We start from the raw sequence: 17,429 nt of genomic DNA, 5'->3' as shown, positions 1-17,429 counted from the left end.
ATTTAACTGTTTGAAGATGGTAATTCAACTTTGTTAGGTAAGCCCCCTAGCAGCAGAAAACCTAGCAAAGTTGAGGCTGCAGCTGCAAAAAAGATGATATCTCCGCCTAATTGATCCCAATAATGGCCTGCTAGAATGCTTCCTGTTGCCACACCGATTCCCCACATGGTGCTATAAAGTGCCTGCCCACGGCCCTGCTGCCCGGCAGAGAAATTCTGAAAAATGACTCGCATGGCAATCATGTGAAATAGACCAAAACTTAAAGCATGAATCGTTTGTGTCAAGAATTGTGCAACAAAGGAGGATGGAAATAAACCGACCACTAACCACCTTAGTCCGGTCATTAACAGGCAAAGCATGATTAGATGCCGCCATGACCAGCGACTGAGAAAGAAGGTGGCATAAGCAAACATGATAATTTCTGCAATTACACCCACTGACCAGAGCAATCCGATCTGGCTGGTACTAAATCCGGCCTGACTCAGATAATTGCTATAAAAACTGTAAAATGGCGCATGTGAGAACAACATAATTAATTCTATAAGAAAGAAACTATAGACCACTGGCCGTTTAAATATTGGCCAGATGGTATCCAGTTTTTTCTGTGCTACCGGCGCCGCCGTCGGTTCTTTAATACTAAATGACCAAAGAAAAGTTAGAAATGAAATACATAATAAAAGGACTGGCAGCATACTGATCGGAATCACTTCAAATACAGCCCCCAAGCCAAAGACGCCGACGATGAAGCCAATAGATCCCCATTTACGGACTTTACCGTAGAGCTCTGCTCTCTTTTCACCTAGCCAGAATAAGGTTACGCCTTCAAACTGTGCCAGAATCGCATTCTGGAAAAAGCTGAAAATAAGCATAAGTAAGGCAACGGATTGAAAGTCATTGGGAATAAGAAAAATCATGAACCAGATACAGGCTTCCATCCAGGTCGCAATACGAACCAATAACATGCGCTTGCCTGACTTGTCCGCGAGCCATCCCCAAATTAAAGGGGCAAAGAAACGGGTAACAATTGCAATAGAAGACAAGATACCTATTTCTTGATAATTAAACCCCTGATCTTCCAGATAAAGGCTCCAGAATGGCATGAATGCCCCCACAACCGCATAATAGAAAAAATAGAATCCGCTTAGTTTGTGGTGGATTGGAAAGCTTAGCATTAAGCTGTATTCCTTAGTATTTACAATAGGTTATAAAATTTTCAGAGTTGTATGCTTTTGCATATAAAAGGCTGGGTTGGGAGATGCTAAGTATACAAATCGGTATACAAATTTATTTTAATTAAATTATTTCAAAATTTGTATACTTTTACCAAAATATCAGACTTATTTATTATTTCATTTATAAAACAACACTTTATTTTTACTTATAAAAATTCTCATATGTTAATAAAAAACCGCCTGAAGGCGGTAGTGCCTGTCAGCTAAGGATTTAAAAGTTAAAAAACAAGATCAATAAGACGTAAATTTAGCTCGATTTAAATCCAAAGTTAAGGAAATCCAGATTATGAAATAATATAAATCTCCTTAACTGATTAGCATTACTCACTTAAGGGCTTTTACAATCGCGCCATGTCGTGCCTTACAGTCATTATATTTAGCAACCGTATTCACGGACCAAAGTAAAACCAACTTTCCAGTATTTCCAGATAATTTCTGTAAGTCAGGACAAGGTTCAAGGAGGTTCGCTGGTACCACTGGCGATAAGTGAGTTGAGTTGCTGCAGGCCGTCATCATCAAAGCAGTGATTGAGATAAACAGGACGATCAATGATCTTTTGCACTTCACGTGTAACTGTTTCGACTTGTACACGCTGTTCTGACTTTGTTGCTTCATAATCGAAACTCATCTGGTTAATTTGATTTTGTTTTTCAGTCAAAGCCTTGAGGTGCTTTTGCTCAATGTCCTGAATTTTGGCTGTGCATTGCTCACTGGCTTTACGCAACTTTCCACTCAAATGATTGGTGTAAGCAATTTGCCCCACCCATAAAGCAAAAAAGATCGCAATTGCGATCCAGTGTTTGTATTTCCATAAGACTATGAGTATTGACATTAGACGAACCACCCTCTTAATTTCACCAGATGAACTTTACGATCAGCAAGGCCATTGGTACCGCCATTGATCCGGCGTGTAATCGTCTGCACGTCGTCTTGATCAGCCAAAGCATTCAGGCCATTATCAGACCAGAACTTACAAGCAACCATCAGGCCGATACTTGGTATAGCTACAATCTCCGGATTGTTTTCAAAGTCGATGCCGAGCTGCTGGCCATACTTGCGATAGTTTGCGCGGCCAGTTAATTGGATTGGTCCGCGGCCCTTGAATCGTTTCCCATCCCCTGGCTGTGTATTACCTAAATCCTTTCGGCCTTCATATGCTGCACCGGATGCAATTTCCTCCATGTATCGGAAGTTGCCCGACTCATGTGCAAGTTGTGAAAGGAAATGGGTGAAGCGAAGTGGATTATCGAGAATGCCATAGTTTTTCAAGTGAACATTAGCAGCAAGACCCAATTCTTCAGCGCGTGATTGGCTGGCACCTAGTTTTTTAAATACCGCAGTCAGGGTGCCACGACCAATAATGCCGTCATCATGCACATCTACTGCTCGCTGGAGTTTTTTAATTTGAGTGGTGTTCATCATCTTTATCCGTAGTGAAAAATTTAGGACGTGCACCACCCTTACCCCAAATATAGAGTTGTCGGGTAAAGAGTGCGAATAAAATGCTTACAGTGGTGTAAAAAAGTGTTCCAGCTGGACTGGGCGAATACTCATCTTTAACAAAAAGTGCTGCCCCAAAAAGGATCGACAACACCAATAGAAAATCGATATGTTTTGGAAGTTGAATTTTTGGATGAAATGCCATGATGGCAAACGAAACTATAAATAACACCAAAGCCGTCTTACTTATGATTAGCAGCATCTTCATTCTCCTTTTTGACCAAACCAAGAACTCTTGATCGAGCCAAACTCAGCAATGCTTCAGCTGTACTTTTACCAGCAGCACCCAGAATGAAACCAAATAGTTCTGGGTAGTTACCGCTAGCAAGAAATAAACTTGCCGGTTTAGCAAAGACCACACATAAAATAAAGCCAGCAAAGAATCCTATCCAGCGATCCCGAGTTGGCTCCTTGCTTAATAAAAAACCAAAAGTTGCACCCAGCACACCTGTAAAAAGGATGTGTGAATGGTTCTTTATGCTTTCCAATACTTGACTAAGAAAGTCCATATACATCCCCTTTAGTCATACATACCCCTTATTTTTGGTAATAAAAAAGCACCCGGAGGTGCTATGTTTGTCTAGTTTCAGTGTGCTTAAAAATCCAAATACAAGCCGTTTGGATAAGGACAATATAGGACGTTCTCAAAAAATCCACCATAACCAAAAGAACTGTTATTTCCATCAACATTATTATTACGCACAACGCGAAGCATAATTTGATTAGGAGTTGGAAAGGACATTAGCGTTTTAAAGAAAGTTTCGCCCCAGCTAACACCGCCAGAATGGATGCGATAAGCAGAATAGTAAGGAGTACCCGAGCAATGAGTCACGAAGCAGTGTGCTGGCTGTATGTCATCAGGAATGTTGATAGTGAACCTTCCTGCTTCATGATTATTTACATTAAGGTTTCCGTAAACACTATCTAACACCATCATGGGGGGCTTCATAACATCGAATAATATATCTCCCTCTCCATTTTTAATTATCATGCCTTGTTTGGAAGGTGGCACATCTGCCATTTTAAAAACTACAATGTCTACTTCCGCACCTTCTGACATACTCATAATACTCAAAAAGAAAAAGGCTTTCTGAGCATATTTATCCCACTGAACGCCACCATTAGGGATTACAGCATGTTCCCCATTTCTCACTCTGTACCCTATTATCAGGTCTTGATTAAATGTTCTTGCTGCAGCACCCCTCTCATCATCAGTAGCAGCTCCTTGAAATATGTCACCAAAGTCTTCTACATTCGCAGACTCTCTCAGATTTATCCTGCCACTCCAAGGTGTCCAATCAACAAAGAATGTTGTGATGGAATAACCGGGGGGATCAGGCGGGCGTGTACTTGATCTATCTGCAACTACAGCCCCACGGGCTATTAGCATAGGTACTTGGTAGTTTTCATCTATTACTACGTTTCCTGTGTCATTTGTGATCTCTAAGTGCTTAACCACGACGACCTCCGTAGATAATTTGAGACGGTTTATCATATAAGTCTGTATTGGTGCACGGTGTTCTATAGAACTGTATCCAGTTAGCACTACCTAAGCGAACCTGCACTTGAACACGCCCACACATACGCAAAATCCACTTACCCGCTGCTTCATCTACAGGGATGAAATAGCAGTCTACGTTTGGTATGCGAACTGCGTACAAGAATGGCTTTATAATTGGATAGGGTAATGTAAATGGATAATCATACGTGACGTTTTTATATGTCATTGTTATATCCGGGAGATCAATAGCCCCAAAAATATTTGCAACTTTAAGTAGGGGGTGGATGGCTTGCGTGAAGTGCCCATCCCCCATGTAATCAACTACAATCCCATCACTCATTAATCAAATACTCCAATTTTGACCCGAGGTCGGTTTTGATCGTCATAAACCGTAATTAAGTTGTCTGCGATTTCAGTACGCGCCCCAGTATCTGATGTTCTAAGCAGTCCTATCGTGGCTGTTATTGCACTTAGGTTGCCGATGCTAGCAGTATCCATATGCGCCAATTTAATTGATGCATAATCTAAAAAACCTGCCTTTATATAAGCCCCCACAGGAAAAACAGTCCCTGTATCTGGATCAGTAAAAGGTTCGTTGCGGAAAACAAATGGGTAATATCCGGTGCTGCCGCCACTTCCAATCGCTAGTGCATCAACATTAAAAATGAATTTACCCTCAATACCATCATTTGCACCACCCCAGCCGATTACTTTTCCATTCACGTCAATTTTTGTGAACTTCTGAGCATATAAGCCATCTACACTTTCATTCACCTCCTGAATTGATGCAGTGTTTTTACCAACAGCTGTTTGTAGCGTACTAACTTGAGTAGCTATAGCTCCCTGCTGTGTAGTCAGAGCACTAACTTGGTTTTGCACTGTCGCGATATTTTCTGTAGCTGTATCAGCCTTCCCAAGCGCTTCATCAGCAGTTTTTTGAGCTGCATTGGCGACTGCCTTGGCTGCTGCCTCTGCTGCATCTGCTTTATTTTTAGCGTCTAAAGCTGCTGCTGCCTTAGCTGCCGACTCTGCTGCATTGGCCTTAGCTGTTGCGTCGCTTGAGGCTGCTGCTTTAGCCGCATCCGCTTCAGCTTTCGCTTTTGCCTCTGCATAGGTTTTAGCCGCCGCCTCTGCTGCTGCAGATTTAGATTGAGCATCTAAAATTGCTTGATCTGCGGAGCTTTGCGCTGCACTTGTGGCGGATTGAACTGTATCAACCCGGGTAGACAGGGCTTTGTCAGCATCCACCAGGACCTCTAGTTCGGCCTGAATTGTCGCAATGCTTTGCTGCAAATCATCACCAACTTGGGCTTGCAGGGTGTCGAGTCTACGGCCTAGGGCGCTATCTGCATCCGCGCGGGTTTGCTGCTCAGTCCAAATTAGTGCCTTCGTATCATCAACTTGGCTTTGCACGGTATTAATCTGCGTAGCCAAGGCTGAGTCGGCCTCCGCACGTGCTGTGGACTCAGACTGAATAAGTGCAGTGTTATCACCAACCTTCGCCACAGTTGTATCAATACGCTGACTCAGCGCCATGTCATTTTCAATCATTGCTGATTGCAAAGTCCATGTTCCCGCAAAGCCTTCTGTTGAGCCGATTAGATCTTCAGTTGAGCCAATTAACTTAGGGTTGACCTGTGCATACACACCGTCAAGTTTGGTTGTATTGGCACTGATTTTTCCTTCATGTTCCGCCACTTTTGCATCGGTTTTAGCTAAAGCGCCTGTGGTAGCCTTATCACCAAGTTCGACTGTAATTGCATCAATTTTGCTGGCATTCGCACTAGACTGTGTTGCCGCAACATCCGCTTTAGATAATGCAGTTGCAGCGGTTTGATTTGCTGTGTCTGCTGTATCAGCAGCCTGATTTGCAATGGCACTGGCTTGCTGCGCAAGTGATGCTGCCGACCCTGCTAAATCTGTTGCTGTTTCAGCTTTGGTTAGTGCTGTGGCTGCGTTGGTTTTTGCTGTACTTGCATCCCCCTCTGCTGTAGTCACACGACTATCTAAGGCTTGCACGGCTTGCGTATTTGAAGATATATCATCAACTGCTGTATTGATTTTCTGCTGAACATTAGCAAGCGCAGTATCATTACTACTCTTGTAGTTATTCAATGCAGTCAAGTTTGCAGAATCACCGTTTTCGCGATCTAAAATTTCTTGCGTCAAACCATCATTAAGATCACTTACAGCCAGAATACGCGCCTCTGTTTCCTTATTTAGCTCCTGATTAAGCTGATCAACCTCGGTTTGTACTGCAGTAATATTGTCAATCAAATTCCCAATATCACCATCAATACCCGCAATCGTATCAATCTTATCGATCTTTGTTTGCAGATCCTTGTGCAGTTGTGATTCGCCAATCTTGCCCGACAAAATATCAAGCACGGCAGACGCATCGGCTGAAGTAGTGGCACTGACACGCGCAGACCATGGCCCAACATTCCCAATCCGATCAATCAAGCGCCCCCGGAAATATCGGGTGAGATTTGGTTGCATACCCTGAATAACATGCGTTGTCGTCGGGTATGCAAACAAACCCAGTTGTGTGGCATTGGCACCATTAGTCGTTGTTGAAATCTCAATTTCCGTATAGGCAGTATCTAGTGCGCCAGTTGACGGGAAGTTCCAGCTCAATTGATAACCAAACAAGATACCGGTGGCAGCAATATTTGCTAGCGCTGGCGGCAATCCTTGTTTACCAGACAGAGTTGTCAAAACAGAATAGGTCGGCAGGGATGCAACATCAAATGCGGAAATCGCAGTCACGCGCGCTTCATAATTGCCCGCATAAATACCCTGCACTTCTACCGAGTTGCTACCCGTAATTGGCAATTTAATCCATGTGCCATCATCTTTACGCCATTCCACCTGGTACTTGGTTGCGCCTTCAGCTTGTGGCCATGAAATAACCATAGTTTCAATTGAGAGGCCTTGCTGCACCATCGCTTCAGATGTAATCAGTACAGATTCAACCGGGGCTTGCAGCTTCGGATTAATAATTGAAATTGGGCGATCATCAATAAATGCACCAAAATCAATCGCATCATATTTTACTGATTCATACTGAAGACCAGTAATCGAAAACTGATGCTTTTCATCTTGAGTGATGCTCATGACGCGAAACTTCATAGTCTTCAAATCTTGCGCATCAACAGCCCAGACGTTCTCCGCGGCAACTGAATCAAATGCAGTAGTCACTGTAATATTGCGGCCACTGACAGACGATACAATTCGAGCTTGAGATTTCCCATCTTCACCATTCACCACCAGTCGATCACCGGCGCGACATACCACATCATCACGATCAATTGTGATCGTACGTAAATTAGGGGACACTTTTGAGATGCGACCACCATTGGCACGGCCGGCAAACAGCTCATCCGCAATTTCAATTACACGGCCCGGCTGTGGAATATAGCCATCCAAACCAACCTTGAAAGATACGGTCCGGGTTTCCAGTTGCTCAGACTTTAAGGCCCAAAGACCTGCGCGTTGTGCCTGACCTTCCGATGTACACCCCCACGCATCAATCTCAGCAATACGCACACCAAGCTTAGCAATGGCTGCCTCATCACGTACATAAACATATTCAGTTTTGTAATGATTTGCAGGGTTATCCCACGCCACTTTTGCAACAGTATGACGATCACGCGCACGGGTGCCTGAGTACTCAAACAGGCCATCAATCACGTTGGCGCGTGTATAAGTAAAATAAGTATCTTGTGGGATGTCAGCATCACAGACAATCGAATTACCATCCCAGTAGCTGATAGCACGAAATACACCAGCCAGCTTGGTTAAAATTGCAAATGCATCTTCTGTGCTTTGCAGATACACATTGCAAGTAAAACGCGGCTCTTCACCGCCTTTGCCGTCCGATACTTTTTGATCGCAGTATTGCGCCAAGCGATACAGTGACCACTTATCTAGCATTAATGATGTAAGTCGATCACCCAGCGCATAGCGTTTCGCTATGCAAATGTCGTAATAGATCCACGCTGGGTTGTTGGTGTAAGCGCGTTTAAATGTGCCATCCCACATCCCGGTATAGGTGCGTGCAACCGGATCATAGTTTGACGGAACTTGCAGCTTAATACCCTTTAGATCCACTGCGATTTTTGCAACATTTGAAAAAGTTTCTGCATCGTATTGCAAGCCAAGCAGCGCTGTATTTGGATAGCTAAGCTTTAGGTCAATGACTTCAGTTAGCGCATCAATATACATCTTGTCACTGATATATTCTGATGTTGAGTTGGGTGTGATGCGACGAACACGGATGGTCCAGCCAGTATCGGCTTTCGGCAAATCAATACGATGTGATCGCTCATAGTCTGCGGATGTTTTATCGGCAATCTGAGTGTTTAAAACCTCAGTCCATGTTCCGCCATCAGCTTGTAGATCAATCGCATACTGAATGACGATGCCCTTTACATCGCCATTATCAGCATTCTGTTGACGCAATGGCCCCCACTTAAAGCGAATACGCACAGCATCAAGGTCAGTATTAGAAATGGAACGAACCCATGGCGTACCAGAAACCAGCTCAACATTAATCGCGGTTTCTGATGAAATATCTGGGAAGCCTTCAATGTGCTCCTGATCATTCGTGCCGAAACGGAAATCTGCTTGCACATCCTGAAAATTCGATCCGCCATTTGGGTTGTGTAGCGGAGTTTCTTCCAAATAAACTGATTGCAGACCATTGGCTAAGCCTTCCACTTCACCTTCAGACAAGCCATATAGAACTTTGATATAGGTTTTGGATTGTGCTGAATCGGGTGCGATGACTGGCTTTCTCGCCTTCTTCTCACCTGCTTTTGCGCCTTTAATTACTGCGTCCATACTTATCCTCAGACAATAAAAAAGGCGCTGTATGCGCCTGTATATTCCTATTATTTACATCAAGTCTTCGGGATACTGTCCGGCACTTGCAATAAATCCACCGACTTCACGCTGACCGTAAAGCACCGGTACTGGATTGCCTTGCGCTACCGTGGTGACTGCACCACCAAAGCCTTTATTAGCCTTGTTGCCGTCTTGGTTTTGATCTTGATTTTCAATTTTAGGCATCAGCATTTGTGCGATACCACCCACCATCATGCCCACACCTGCACCGATTAGGCCTGCACCCAGCGCAGCACCACCACCAAGCGTCCCCACTGTCACAAGTACACCCACCACCACAAGCACTGCACCCACAATGGTCTGAATAAGTCCGCCATCACCGCCAGCACCTTTCACTTTTGGCACCACCTTGATTACCTTGGCATCGGTATTCATATCGAGTTCGGCTTCAGAAATATTTTGCTTATCCTGAAAAACAGCAAACTCTAAACCCTGCTCATGGGCATGCAGCATAAAGTGCTCAAAGCCAGGTACTTGCACGCATAAAGCACGCATTGCTTCGCGAGTATTATCAACAGCCAGATGGAATTCCTTGCCGAACTTCTTGGCTAGAATGCCGTAAAGTCTAATTTTTTTGAGCATATCGAACCACCTTCACGACTCGTTCCTGCCATTGTGGACCAAAGATTTCACGAACAGATTTGCGCCCATAGGGATGATGCAGAATAAGAGCTGACCCAATACAGGATTCGGTCTTTTCAGACCTAAGCGCCCCATTATCACCAAGCCAAATTACTGCATGATTCACATGCTCAGTGCGTCCGACTCGGCATAACAGCACATCACCGTATTGCGGCTGATCCACTTCGATAAAACCTGCTTCACCAAAGCCATCCAGATACAGGGATTTATTCTCTTTGGATTCCCACCACAAGTCTTGACGCTCAAAATCGATTAGCTTGATGCCTAGCTCGCGTTCATAAAAATCACGGACGATGGAATAACAATCTTGTATGCCATGAATATAGTTTCGCCCAACTAGCGGTGCGCGATAACCACATGGCTCATACACTTGAAATTCAACATCGGGATAAGCACAGATTACCCAAGGCTTTTCATGTAGTTCAATTTGAATTAAATCAATTTCAGATGCGCGTGCTGAGGCATTTGGGTGTGAATGCACATAAGCCTGAATTTCACCTAAGTCTTCAGCCTTAGCTAAATCTTTATGATGGATTTCAAACTGATCTTTATTGTCTGAAATGTTGCGACACGGAATGTATTCTTTATTCACAATCACACCGCAGCATTCGTTTGGATAAACTTCAGCAGCATGCGCCTGGATTGCTTTTTTAAGTTTTGCGGTTAGTTTCATTTAAGACTCACAATAAAAAACCACCCGAAGGTGGTTTAGGAGGTTTTAATTTTGGGTGGAGCTATAAGCTCTTTGCCAGTCTTGCCATACTTAATTCTTTGCTTAACTGTAACTACCTTTAGGTTGTATTTTTTAGCTATCTGACCAACTGTTAAATACTCGCCCTCAACTTCGTATTTTGGATATTCACGAAGTGGTTTTAAAAGATCGCTCCCAGTTACACCGTTTCTAATGCGAACATTAATCGTGTCTTTGGTGGTGCCTAACACTTTAGCAATTTGGCTTGCTGTCATTAAAACACCATTACCAACATCATGCTTTTTCGCTTTCATGATAGGTTTTTCTATAGCTTGGCTTAAGGTCATGCCTGTCTTATAGATCCTATCATGCAGGGTTGCAAAGCACATGTTATTTTCTCTAGCTACTTGCGAAAGAGTGACTTTGCTACCCTTAACAATGGCGTAATTATTATTCCTTTTGTTGCTTGCTTGGGTTTGATTGTCTGCCCATCTGCAATTTTCCAGAAAATAACCTTTATCATTATCAATCCTATCAATAGATGTTCCCTTGGGTTTTGGTGACATATCAGCAGAAAAGTTTCTAAAGTCCTTCCATCTATCACATACCTCAATCCCTCTACCGCCATAGCCCGCATAGTTTTTATCATCTGGGTTATGGCACCTTTGCATCATGCCATTCCATGTCTGATATAAAGGGTGTTTAGCGCCACCGTGTTTGGTTAGCCTTTCCTTGCTAAAACACCCGCACGAAACCACCGAACCACTCTTGAGATTACTATAGGTTACTTTGGTAGTATTGCCACAAGCACACTCGCAAACCCAATAGTAATTGCGCCCACTCGCAACCTCTCCGCGAGAGAGAATAGTTAATCTACCAAAACTTTCACCAGTCCGATCTTTAAAATTTTTCATTTTAATTCCTATTTTTCTAGGATTAAATTATACCAAATTATCGGACTGATTAATACAGATACATCTAAAATAATGAGCTGGCAGGGAAAGCACCGATACGTAGGACGTTACCCTTGCCAAATCGACACTCACAACCGTTCGTTCTTTTTGAGCACTTGTCGAGCGCAGGATTGTCAGTAGGTTCATCTCTGTCCGTAAACATTGCTGCGCCTGTATAGCCACATTGTTCGCTGCGATATTCCCATGCGCAGTAATTGGAAATCTGCCGCACCGGTATTTTTAAACCTTCAAAATCAATCGGGTTTGAAAGCTCAAAAGTGACCGCCTGAGCATTTTCAGAAGTCTTTTGCTCGATGTACCAAAGCTGCTCTTTGGCTTCATTGGATGCAGTTGGGTTGCCGCCACCAAAGTTTTCAGCATCCAGATATTTAGCCAGTGTGGTAATAACTTTAAGCTTTGCGCCTGCAAAGTCGCCAAACTGTAAACAGTAAGCTGATACAGCGCCCTGAATGCCGCCAATATTGTTCGACATGCTGAATGTTGGTGCTGATGCCTTGCCGTCGCTACGCATTTCAAGCCCGGAAACCTCAAGCGCCATAGGCTCGAAAGTCTCACCTTGCCATATGATGTTTCTGAACCAGGTTTTCTGATCGCCATTTTGAAACTCCTCACCAATCAGCTTGCTGGTATCCCCTAGCAACTCATTGGATCCGATTGCGCTATAGATTCGCTCCCAGTCTTCATAAGAAATATGGCCATGAAAACGTAAAATGCCCGCACCTAAAGCACGAGCATCCAATTCAAATAGTGTGATCAGGCCATCTACATAGAGTTTCTGAAAATCACTGTTCAGAGTCATGGTGGGACTCCATCACCGTAGCAACCGCTTCAGCCAAACCTGTAGGTTGAAATTCTGGTGGTGCAATTGATTCAGGCTCTTCAATTTCAGGTTGCGGAAGCTCTTGCAAACGCAAGTCAATCCAGCGGTTTTCAGTAATGTCGACTGGGTTATCAAGATCAGCAACAATGGATACGGTTTCAAAATCAAACTTTTTCTTGTATGTTTTTACTGAAATGTCGCCATTTTCTAATGTTGCATAGATCACAGAAAATAGAACATTACCATTGGCATCCTTTGGTGTTTCGATATACCACCCCTCTTGAGCAAAGCCGCTTGAACCTTTAATTAAATAATTACCGGTTCCGACTTTCTCAAATGTAATCTTTTGCTCCTGGGCCTCATCATTCAATTCAATACGATCAGCATAAAGTTCAATAATAGGGGATGCAGCTTTTACAAATCCATTACTGTCAACTGCTGTGTTTTGATCATCTAGGATTTTAAAGAAGCGTTTTGTAGTGCTGCTACCAATATTAGAGACAAGTGATCCGTGGTAAATGTTCTGATGCACATTTTGCGCTGCAATTAACAAGTGTGCGTGAGCAGGAGAAACAGCTAGATTTAAAGCTGCATACGTTCCAGCTAACGGTAGACCAATTTTCTCACCTACCCCTGCGCCATGACCTGTTGAATCCCCACCAGTAAGGCGAAGAAATGAATTTGGTATAGTATCTTCCGGTTTTAATGGCACAGGAGTAACTGACATACCGCTTGTTCCTACACCAAAATCACCAACCTTCATAACTCGCCCAGCAGTCTGATCTGTTGGTGATATGGTAAGCGTAGCAGTTGCTGCTGTACCTAATCCCAAATTAGTTCGCGCTACCCCTGCCGATGTTGCACCCGTACCACCTTTATTCACCGGAAGTGCAGCAGGTAATACCCCTTGAGCAGTCGCACCAAGTTGACTGTAAATTTCATCATCATTCGCCTGTAGTTTTGCCGAACCCGAGCGGAATGTATCACCACCTGCGCCTGTAGGTGCAGTACCTGGATTAATTGTTTGCTTAGCCATAATTTACGCCCACAAAAAAAGCCCTCGATTGAGGGCATAAAATTGATTGAAGTTAAGGTTTAAAGTCTTGAGTGAATGTGGTGGAGATGGACCAGATGCCACCACCCAAACTGATTGGCATATAATCCCCGGCCACCACGCGAACCTCACCATCCAAAGGTGAATCCCATAAGAATGAATCGGCACCCTTATGCGCATCAAAAAAGGCCTTGATCTCTTGTATCAAAGCCTTCTTGCCGGTCTTTTTATATGCCCATGTGCCCGACCGATTGTTAATCCCAACACTTGTTCGCTGTGTATATCCATCTCCAAAACTGGATTGAAGGACTTTAAAGCTTGAGGTTTGGGAGTTTCCATCCAGGTCATTACACCAAGTGAATTTTTGATTGCTCATCGTGCCAACAATCCCCCCTGTCGCTGCTCTCTGCGAATTACAGCCAATACGGCATTATTGATAAGTGCACCGAGTTGCTTGCTATCACTTTCGCTAGCGGCACTACCATCAGACGCAATTGTAATTGTGTTTTGGATATTCACATCACCACTACTAGATTTCTTATTACCCCCGCCTGAATTAATCGCACTCACAGCACCCATACCAACGCGATGAGTATCTGCAACTAATCCACCAGTCGCATAACCTCGACGGATAGACTTTCGTAAATCCTCAAAGCCTTGTGGGCCACCTAGAGCCTTGACTTCTTCTTGGGTTAAAACACCTTCACCCTTATGAACAATGCCGGCAGGATCATACTTGCCACCATGGCCAGTGTAGCCACCATCGGCAAAGCCTTTAGGGGTGGCCGCTTGAATCATTGTAACGAAGGTTCCTGATTTCATCGTTGCTATTGCGGCCGCGGCGGCCTTTTGGTACCAGGTTCCCGGTTCATTCGCATAGGCATCAGATGCGGACTTCCAGACATTTATGCCTGCCTGAGCAAGAGCGAATGACTGCTGTGCTGTATATAAAGCACGATATGCGGATGATGACTCACCAAGCATTGCACCAAACATTCCTGAAAGCGCCCCTGTTACCTGTTGACCATAGCCAAGCTGAAGACTATATGAAGAAGTTTGATAATCAGATTCAATAGCAGTCATCCGATCATGATGCGCTTGCCAGATTGCTTCGCGCTCAGCAGCGGTCTCAGCAAGTGCTAATTGCGAATCAAACAACTCCTGAGAAGCATCCATTCGACCAAATCTCTCCTGCTCTAAACGGTACTGATCGCCAGTGCCATTCATTTCAGCTTGGATGCCACCCCATTGCTGAACTGCGTTATTTAAACGTCTGCGATTTTCTTCCTCCTGCAAAGCCTTGCTTAGAGCAATTTCATGCTGCTTCTGCTCCTCACTCAACTTGGAGTTTAGAAGAATCTGCTCACGCTCCAAGCGATACCGCTCTTGCATAGCTGCGGTTTCGGACATAAGAGCTTCACGCATCTGGAATAAGCGGGTTTCTTGAGCCAACATCAGCAATGCCTGCTCTTGCTTCAACTGCTCATCAAGCAATGCAACCGCTTTATCACGCTCATCCTTAGTTAGCTCTAAATCACGTGCAGCATAGAATTTCCGCTCATTAAAACTATCTTCCAGTAATTTAGATTCAGTCTTTTTAAAGGACTCATAATCATCCAGTTTTGTCTTTAAGGCATATTCAGCAATCGCAATATCATTGTCAGCACGGGCTTGGTATTCGGCTTTAAGCTCTTTAGCGCGTTCAGGTGAATAGCCTGCTTTATCAATCTCCTGCAAATCGTCTGCTAGTTTTGTGCGAATACGGGTTACTTCACTGGCAACATTAAGCTCTAGATTTTTGCGAAGTTCTGCTTGCTGCTCTGCCATTTTGGCAGCTTCTTCAAGCAGTTTTTCCCATTCTTTGGAACCTACATCACCAGCTGTAAATCCATTTGCTCCAGCGGTATAGCCTTTGAATTTATGCCAGTAATCATTATTGTACTTGCCAATATTCTTGCCTTTCTGGACATTACCCTCGCCCGCATGATAAGCGCGTACCGCCTTCTCCAAATCCCCTTTAAAGAGCTTTAGGAGATATGACATGTACTTTGCAGCACCTTCGGCTGATTGAGCTAAATCTGTACGGTCTTTTACACCGTATTGCTTGGCTGTACCGGCAAGGAACTGAAACCCACCAGTAGCACCAGACTGCTTATTCACCTGATTGGTCTTACCAGTATTCCCCGTTTCAATCGCATGAATAGCTGATAGTGTGCCACTTGGGAGTCCGTACTTAGACTCAAGGCCGGAAAAGTTGTATTTAGCTGCATTGGCTTGAACTTTTGAACTGGCGGTTAAGATTTTTTGTTGTTTCTCGAGCTCTTTGGTGCGCTCTTTCTCGGCTTCATTGCGAGAGTCAACAGCACCTTTAGCCCTCATGATTGCGGCATATTCAGCATTGAGCATTTTTTGCAGGTCAGCCCTGAGAGCTCTTTTACCCTCCTCGTTTTTAACAATAGCGCCCTCTACGGCCAAATACTTTTTAGCAAGATCAATCATTGTGTCGTTATAACCACGACTTGCTAGCGCTTCAGTGATTCGGGAGTCAGTGATATTGTCGCTAGAGGATTTTAGAAGTTTTTTAATCTCCTCGCTAAGATTTGCAACCTCTACAGCTTGCTCCTTGGCCTTATCGGTCGTCTTTTTCATCGACTTTTCTAAGGCACCTTGTGCTTGCTCCGCTGCCTTTAACTCTTTCTTTTGCTCAACATAACCACCAATCAGGTTACTAACTTTTGCCAACTGATCATTGGTAAGAATATTTACGTTCTTAATCGCTTCATAGTATTCGTTGCTGTCAATTCTGCCTTGAGATAGCTCACTGTTAAGCTTTTTGAAGGTGTTGATTTTCTCATCGGCTATCGGCAAACCTTCCATGAATGCAAATAGATCCGATGTAGCAACACGGTACTTAAGGCTTAAGTCTTCAACTTGCTGAGCAAGTGCTCTGGTTTCATTATCGCGCTGAAGTGTGTTTAGTTCTTGGTACTTTTCAATTAGATAACCAACTGATTGACCTTGAGTATCAATGGATGCGGTGGCTTTCTCTGCCTTATCCCGCATTAATAAATAACCAGCAGTAACGGTTGCTAGGGTTACACTCAGCCCCACCGGGCCGCCCATTGCTAAATATAAAGATCTAGCTGAGGCGGTCGCTATATTCATAGCGCCAGCTTGAGCCATTGTTGATGCGGTCATACGAATTGATGCGGCATTTGCAGCCACATAAGCTGAAACAAGGCGGCCGGTAAAAACTGCTGCGGTTACACCGGCGACTTTAACAACTGTATCGAGGTTCTCTGCCAGCACACCGAGTCCACCCGCAAGTACTCCTGTAGCACCAGTGGATTCATTCAGCTTACCTAAATAGACAGTTGCAGCATTAGTTAGTTGTGTAAAACCATCTGCAACACTGTTTTCCATACTATTAGCAAGTCTTTCATTTTCATCGCGAGTAGCAATCAGTGTTTTGATTAAGTCGCTTAAAGATGCTTTACCTTCAGCACCTAGCTTACGAATTTCGGCCTCGGATTTACCGGTAGTTTTGGCCATATCAGCAATGATATTGTCTGCACCAGTAACGATTGAAATCCACGCATCACCATCAACCTTACCTTTAGCCATAGATTTACTTAATGCATCCATTGCTGACTGCGCTTGATCTACACGTGTTGCATTGTGGGTAAAGCTAAAAGAAAGAGAATCAACCAAATCCAGTGTCTGGGTGGTTTGGTAGCCAAGTGACTTCATGCCACCCGCCATACTTAAGTAGACCTCCTGAGCCTCGCCTAATTGACGGTAGGTGGTATTTGCCGTAGCAAGCACGCGATCCTGCACCATTGCATATTCTTCAGCACTAGAAGTCGCATTGCGGATACGTGCAGCCATTTGTGTGTAACCATCAGCCATAGCAATAGCCTTGTTGATAGTCAAAATCCCACCCATATAGCCAACAAGGCTTTTAATCGAAGCGCCCATTGCCGTCATCTGAGTTTCAGTTTGATCACCTTTTTTGGTAAGGTTTTCCAGTTCGCTCGCGACCGCACGCGCATTACGCTCAGCATTTCTTGAGTCAATTACGATTCTTAATACAGATTCTTGAGCCAT

The 17,429-nt window shown here is 44.0% G+C and carries 15 protein-coding genes; all 15 read right to left on the bottom strand.

The window, feature by feature from the left end:
- Positions 1-2: 2 nt before the first annotated feature.
- Positions 3-1,172, bottom strand: a complete 1,170-nt coding sequence (locus E2K74_RS03100; RefSeq protein ID WP_151206240.1) for an MFS transporter — start codon at positions 1,170-1,172, stop codon at positions 3-5.
- A gap of 514 nt (positions 1,173-1,686) precedes the next feature.
- Positions 1,687-2,064: a hypothetical protein gene (locus tag E2K74_RS03095; protein WP_151206239.1), complete on the bottom strand. Its 378-nt coding sequence runs from the start codon at positions 2,062-2,064 to the stop codon at positions 1,687-1,689.
- Positions 2,064-2,651, bottom strand: a complete 588-nt coding sequence (locus E2K74_RS03090; RefSeq protein ID WP_151206238.1) for a glycoside hydrolase family 19 protein — start codon at positions 2,649-2,651, stop codon at positions 2,064-2,066. Before E2K74_RS03090 ends, E2K74_RS03095 begins: the two co-directional genes overlap by 1 nt.
- Entirely contained in the window at positions 2,632-2,934 is a 303-nt protein-coding gene (locus tag E2K74_RS03085; protein WP_151206237.1) for a hypothetical protein, read from the bottom strand. The genes E2K74_RS03090 and E2K74_RS03085 overlap by 20 nt, the downstream gene beginning before the upstream one ends.
- Positions 2,915-3,241, bottom strand: coding sequence for a hypothetical protein (locus tag E2K74_RS03080; RefSeq protein ID WP_004646469.1), 327 nt, complete (start codon positions 3,239-3,241; stop codon positions 2,915-2,917). The genes E2K74_RS03085 and E2K74_RS03080 overlap by 20 nt, the downstream gene beginning before the upstream one ends.
- An 86-nt stretch (positions 3,242-3,327) precedes the next feature.
- Positions 3,328-4,191 (bottom strand): hypothetical protein, encoded by an 864-nt coding sequence (locus tag E2K74_RS03075; protein ID WP_151206236.1) that lies wholly within the window; start codon positions 4,189-4,191, stop codon positions 3,328-3,330.
- Positions 4,184-4,573, bottom strand: coding sequence for a hypothetical protein (locus tag E2K74_RS03070; protein ID WP_151206235.1), 390 nt, complete (start codon positions 4,571-4,573; stop codon positions 4,184-4,186). Before E2K74_RS03070 ends, E2K74_RS03075 begins: the two co-directional genes overlap by 8 nt.
- Positions 4,573-9,078 (bottom strand): host specificity protein J, encoded by a 4,506-nt coding sequence (locus tag E2K74_RS03065; RefSeq protein ID WP_151206234.1) that lies wholly within the window; start codon positions 9,076-9,078, stop codon positions 4,573-4,575. The genes E2K74_RS03070 and E2K74_RS03065 overlap by 1 nt, the downstream gene beginning before the upstream one ends.
- Before the next feature lie 54 nt (positions 9,079-9,132).
- On the bottom strand, positions 9,133-9,723 hold the full coding sequence (locus tag E2K74_RS03060; protein ID WP_151206233.1) for a tail assembly protein: 591 nt from the start codon (positions 9,721-9,723) through the stop codon (positions 9,133-9,135).
- Positions 9,707-10,456 carry a C40 family peptidase gene (locus tag E2K74_RS03055; protein WP_151206232.1) on the bottom strand — a complete coding sequence of 250 codons (750 nt, stop codon included), beginning with the start codon at positions 10,454-10,456 and terminating at the stop codon, positions 9,707-9,709. The genes E2K74_RS03060 and E2K74_RS03055 overlap by 17 nt, the downstream gene beginning before the upstream one ends.
- A gap of 35 nt (positions 10,457-10,491) precedes the next feature.
- Complete coding sequence (locus tag E2K74_RS03050; protein ID WP_151206231.1) at positions 10,492-11,388, bottom strand: hypothetical protein; 897 nt, start codon at positions 11,386-11,388, stop codon at positions 10,492-10,494.
- A 64-nt stretch (positions 11,389-11,452) separates the two neighbouring features.
- Positions 11,453-12,247: a phage minor tail protein L gene (locus tag E2K74_RS03045; protein ID WP_151206230.1), complete on the bottom strand. Its 795-nt coding sequence runs from the start codon at positions 12,245-12,247 to the stop codon at positions 11,453-11,455.
- Positions 12,231-13,304 (bottom strand): phage tail protein, encoded by a 1,074-nt coding sequence (locus tag E2K74_RS03040; RefSeq protein ID WP_151206229.1) that lies wholly within the window; start codon positions 13,302-13,304, stop codon positions 12,231-12,233. The genes E2K74_RS03045 and E2K74_RS03040 overlap by 17 nt, the downstream gene beginning before the upstream one ends.
- A gap of 52 nt (positions 13,305-13,356) precedes the next feature.
- Positions 13,357-13,698 carry a phage tail protein gene (locus tag E2K74_RS03035; protein ID WP_151206228.1) on the bottom strand — a complete coding sequence of 114 codons (342 nt, stop codon included), beginning with the start codon at positions 13,696-13,698 and terminating at the stop codon, positions 13,357-13,359.
- Positions 13,695-17,429, bottom strand: a complete 3,735-nt coding sequence (locus tag E2K74_RS03030) for a tape measure protein (protein WP_151206227.1) — start codon at positions 17,427-17,429, stop codon at positions 13,695-13,697. Before E2K74_RS03030 ends, E2K74_RS03035 begins: the two co-directional genes overlap by 4 nt.

Origin of the sequence: Acinetobacter sp. RF15B (genome assembly GCF_007558235.1) — a bacterium.
Classification (GTDB): Bacteria; Pseudomonadota; Gammaproteobacteria; order Pseudomonadales; family Moraxellaceae; genus Acinetobacter; species Acinetobacter lwoffii_C.
Note: the sequence above shows the minus strand (reverse complement) of the source record. Positions and strands in the feature narration are given on the sequence as shown.

Bases quoted from the DNA above. Each gene is read 5' to 3' on its own strand.
- E2K74_RS03100 (WP_151206240.1), bottom strand. From the start codon at position 1,172: ATGCTAAGCTTTCCAATCCACCACAAACTAAGCGGATTCTATTTTTTC.
- E2K74_RS03095 (WP_151206239.1), bottom strand. From the start codon at position 2,064: ATGTCAATACTCATAGTCTTATGGAAATACAAACACTGGATCGCAATT.
- E2K74_RS03090 (WP_151206238.1), bottom strand. From the start codon at position 2,651: ATGAACACCACTCAAATTAAAAAACTCCAGCGAGCAGTAGATGTGCAT.
- E2K74_RS03085 (WP_151206237.1), bottom strand. From the start codon at position 2,934: ATGCTGCTAATCATAAGTAAGACGGCTTTGGTGTTATTTATAGTTTCG.
- E2K74_RS03080 (WP_004646469.1), bottom strand. From the start codon at position 3,241: ATGGACTTTCTTAGTCAAGTATTGGAAAGCATAAAGAACCATTCACAC.
- E2K74_RS03070 (WP_151206235.1), bottom strand. From the start codon at position 4,573: ATGAGTGATGGGATTGTAGTTGATTACATGGGGGATGGGCACTTCACG.
- E2K74_RS03065 (WP_151206234.1), bottom strand. From the start codon at position 9,078: ATGGACGCAGTAATTAAAGGCGCAAAAGCAGGTGAGAAGAAGGCGAGA.
- E2K74_RS03060 (WP_151206233.1), bottom strand. From the start codon at position 9,723: ATGCTCAAAAAAATTAGACTTTACGGCATTCTAGCCAAGAAGTTCGGC.
- E2K74_RS03055 (WP_151206232.1), bottom strand. From the start codon at position 10,456: ATGAAACTAACCGCAAAACTTAAAAAAGCAATCCAGGCGCATGCTGCT.
- E2K74_RS03050 (WP_151206231.1), bottom strand. From the start codon at position 11,388: ATGAAAAATTTTAAAGATCGGACTGGTGAAAGTTTTGGTAGATTAACT.
- E2K74_RS03045 (WP_151206230.1), bottom strand. From the start codon at position 12,247: ATGACTCTGAACAGTGATTTTCAGAAACTCTATGTAGATGGCCTGATC.
- E2K74_RS03040 (WP_151206229.1), bottom strand. From the start codon at position 13,304: ATGGCTAAGCAAACAATTAATCCAGGTACTGCACCTACAGGCGCAGGT.
- E2K74_RS03035 (WP_151206228.1), bottom strand. From the start codon at position 13,698: ATGAGCAATCAAAAATTCACTTGGTGTAATGACCTGGATGGAAACTCC.
- E2K74_RS03030 (WP_151206227.1), bottom strand. From the start codon at position 17,429: ATGGCTCAAGAATCTGTATTAAGAATCGTAATTGACTCAAGAAATGCT.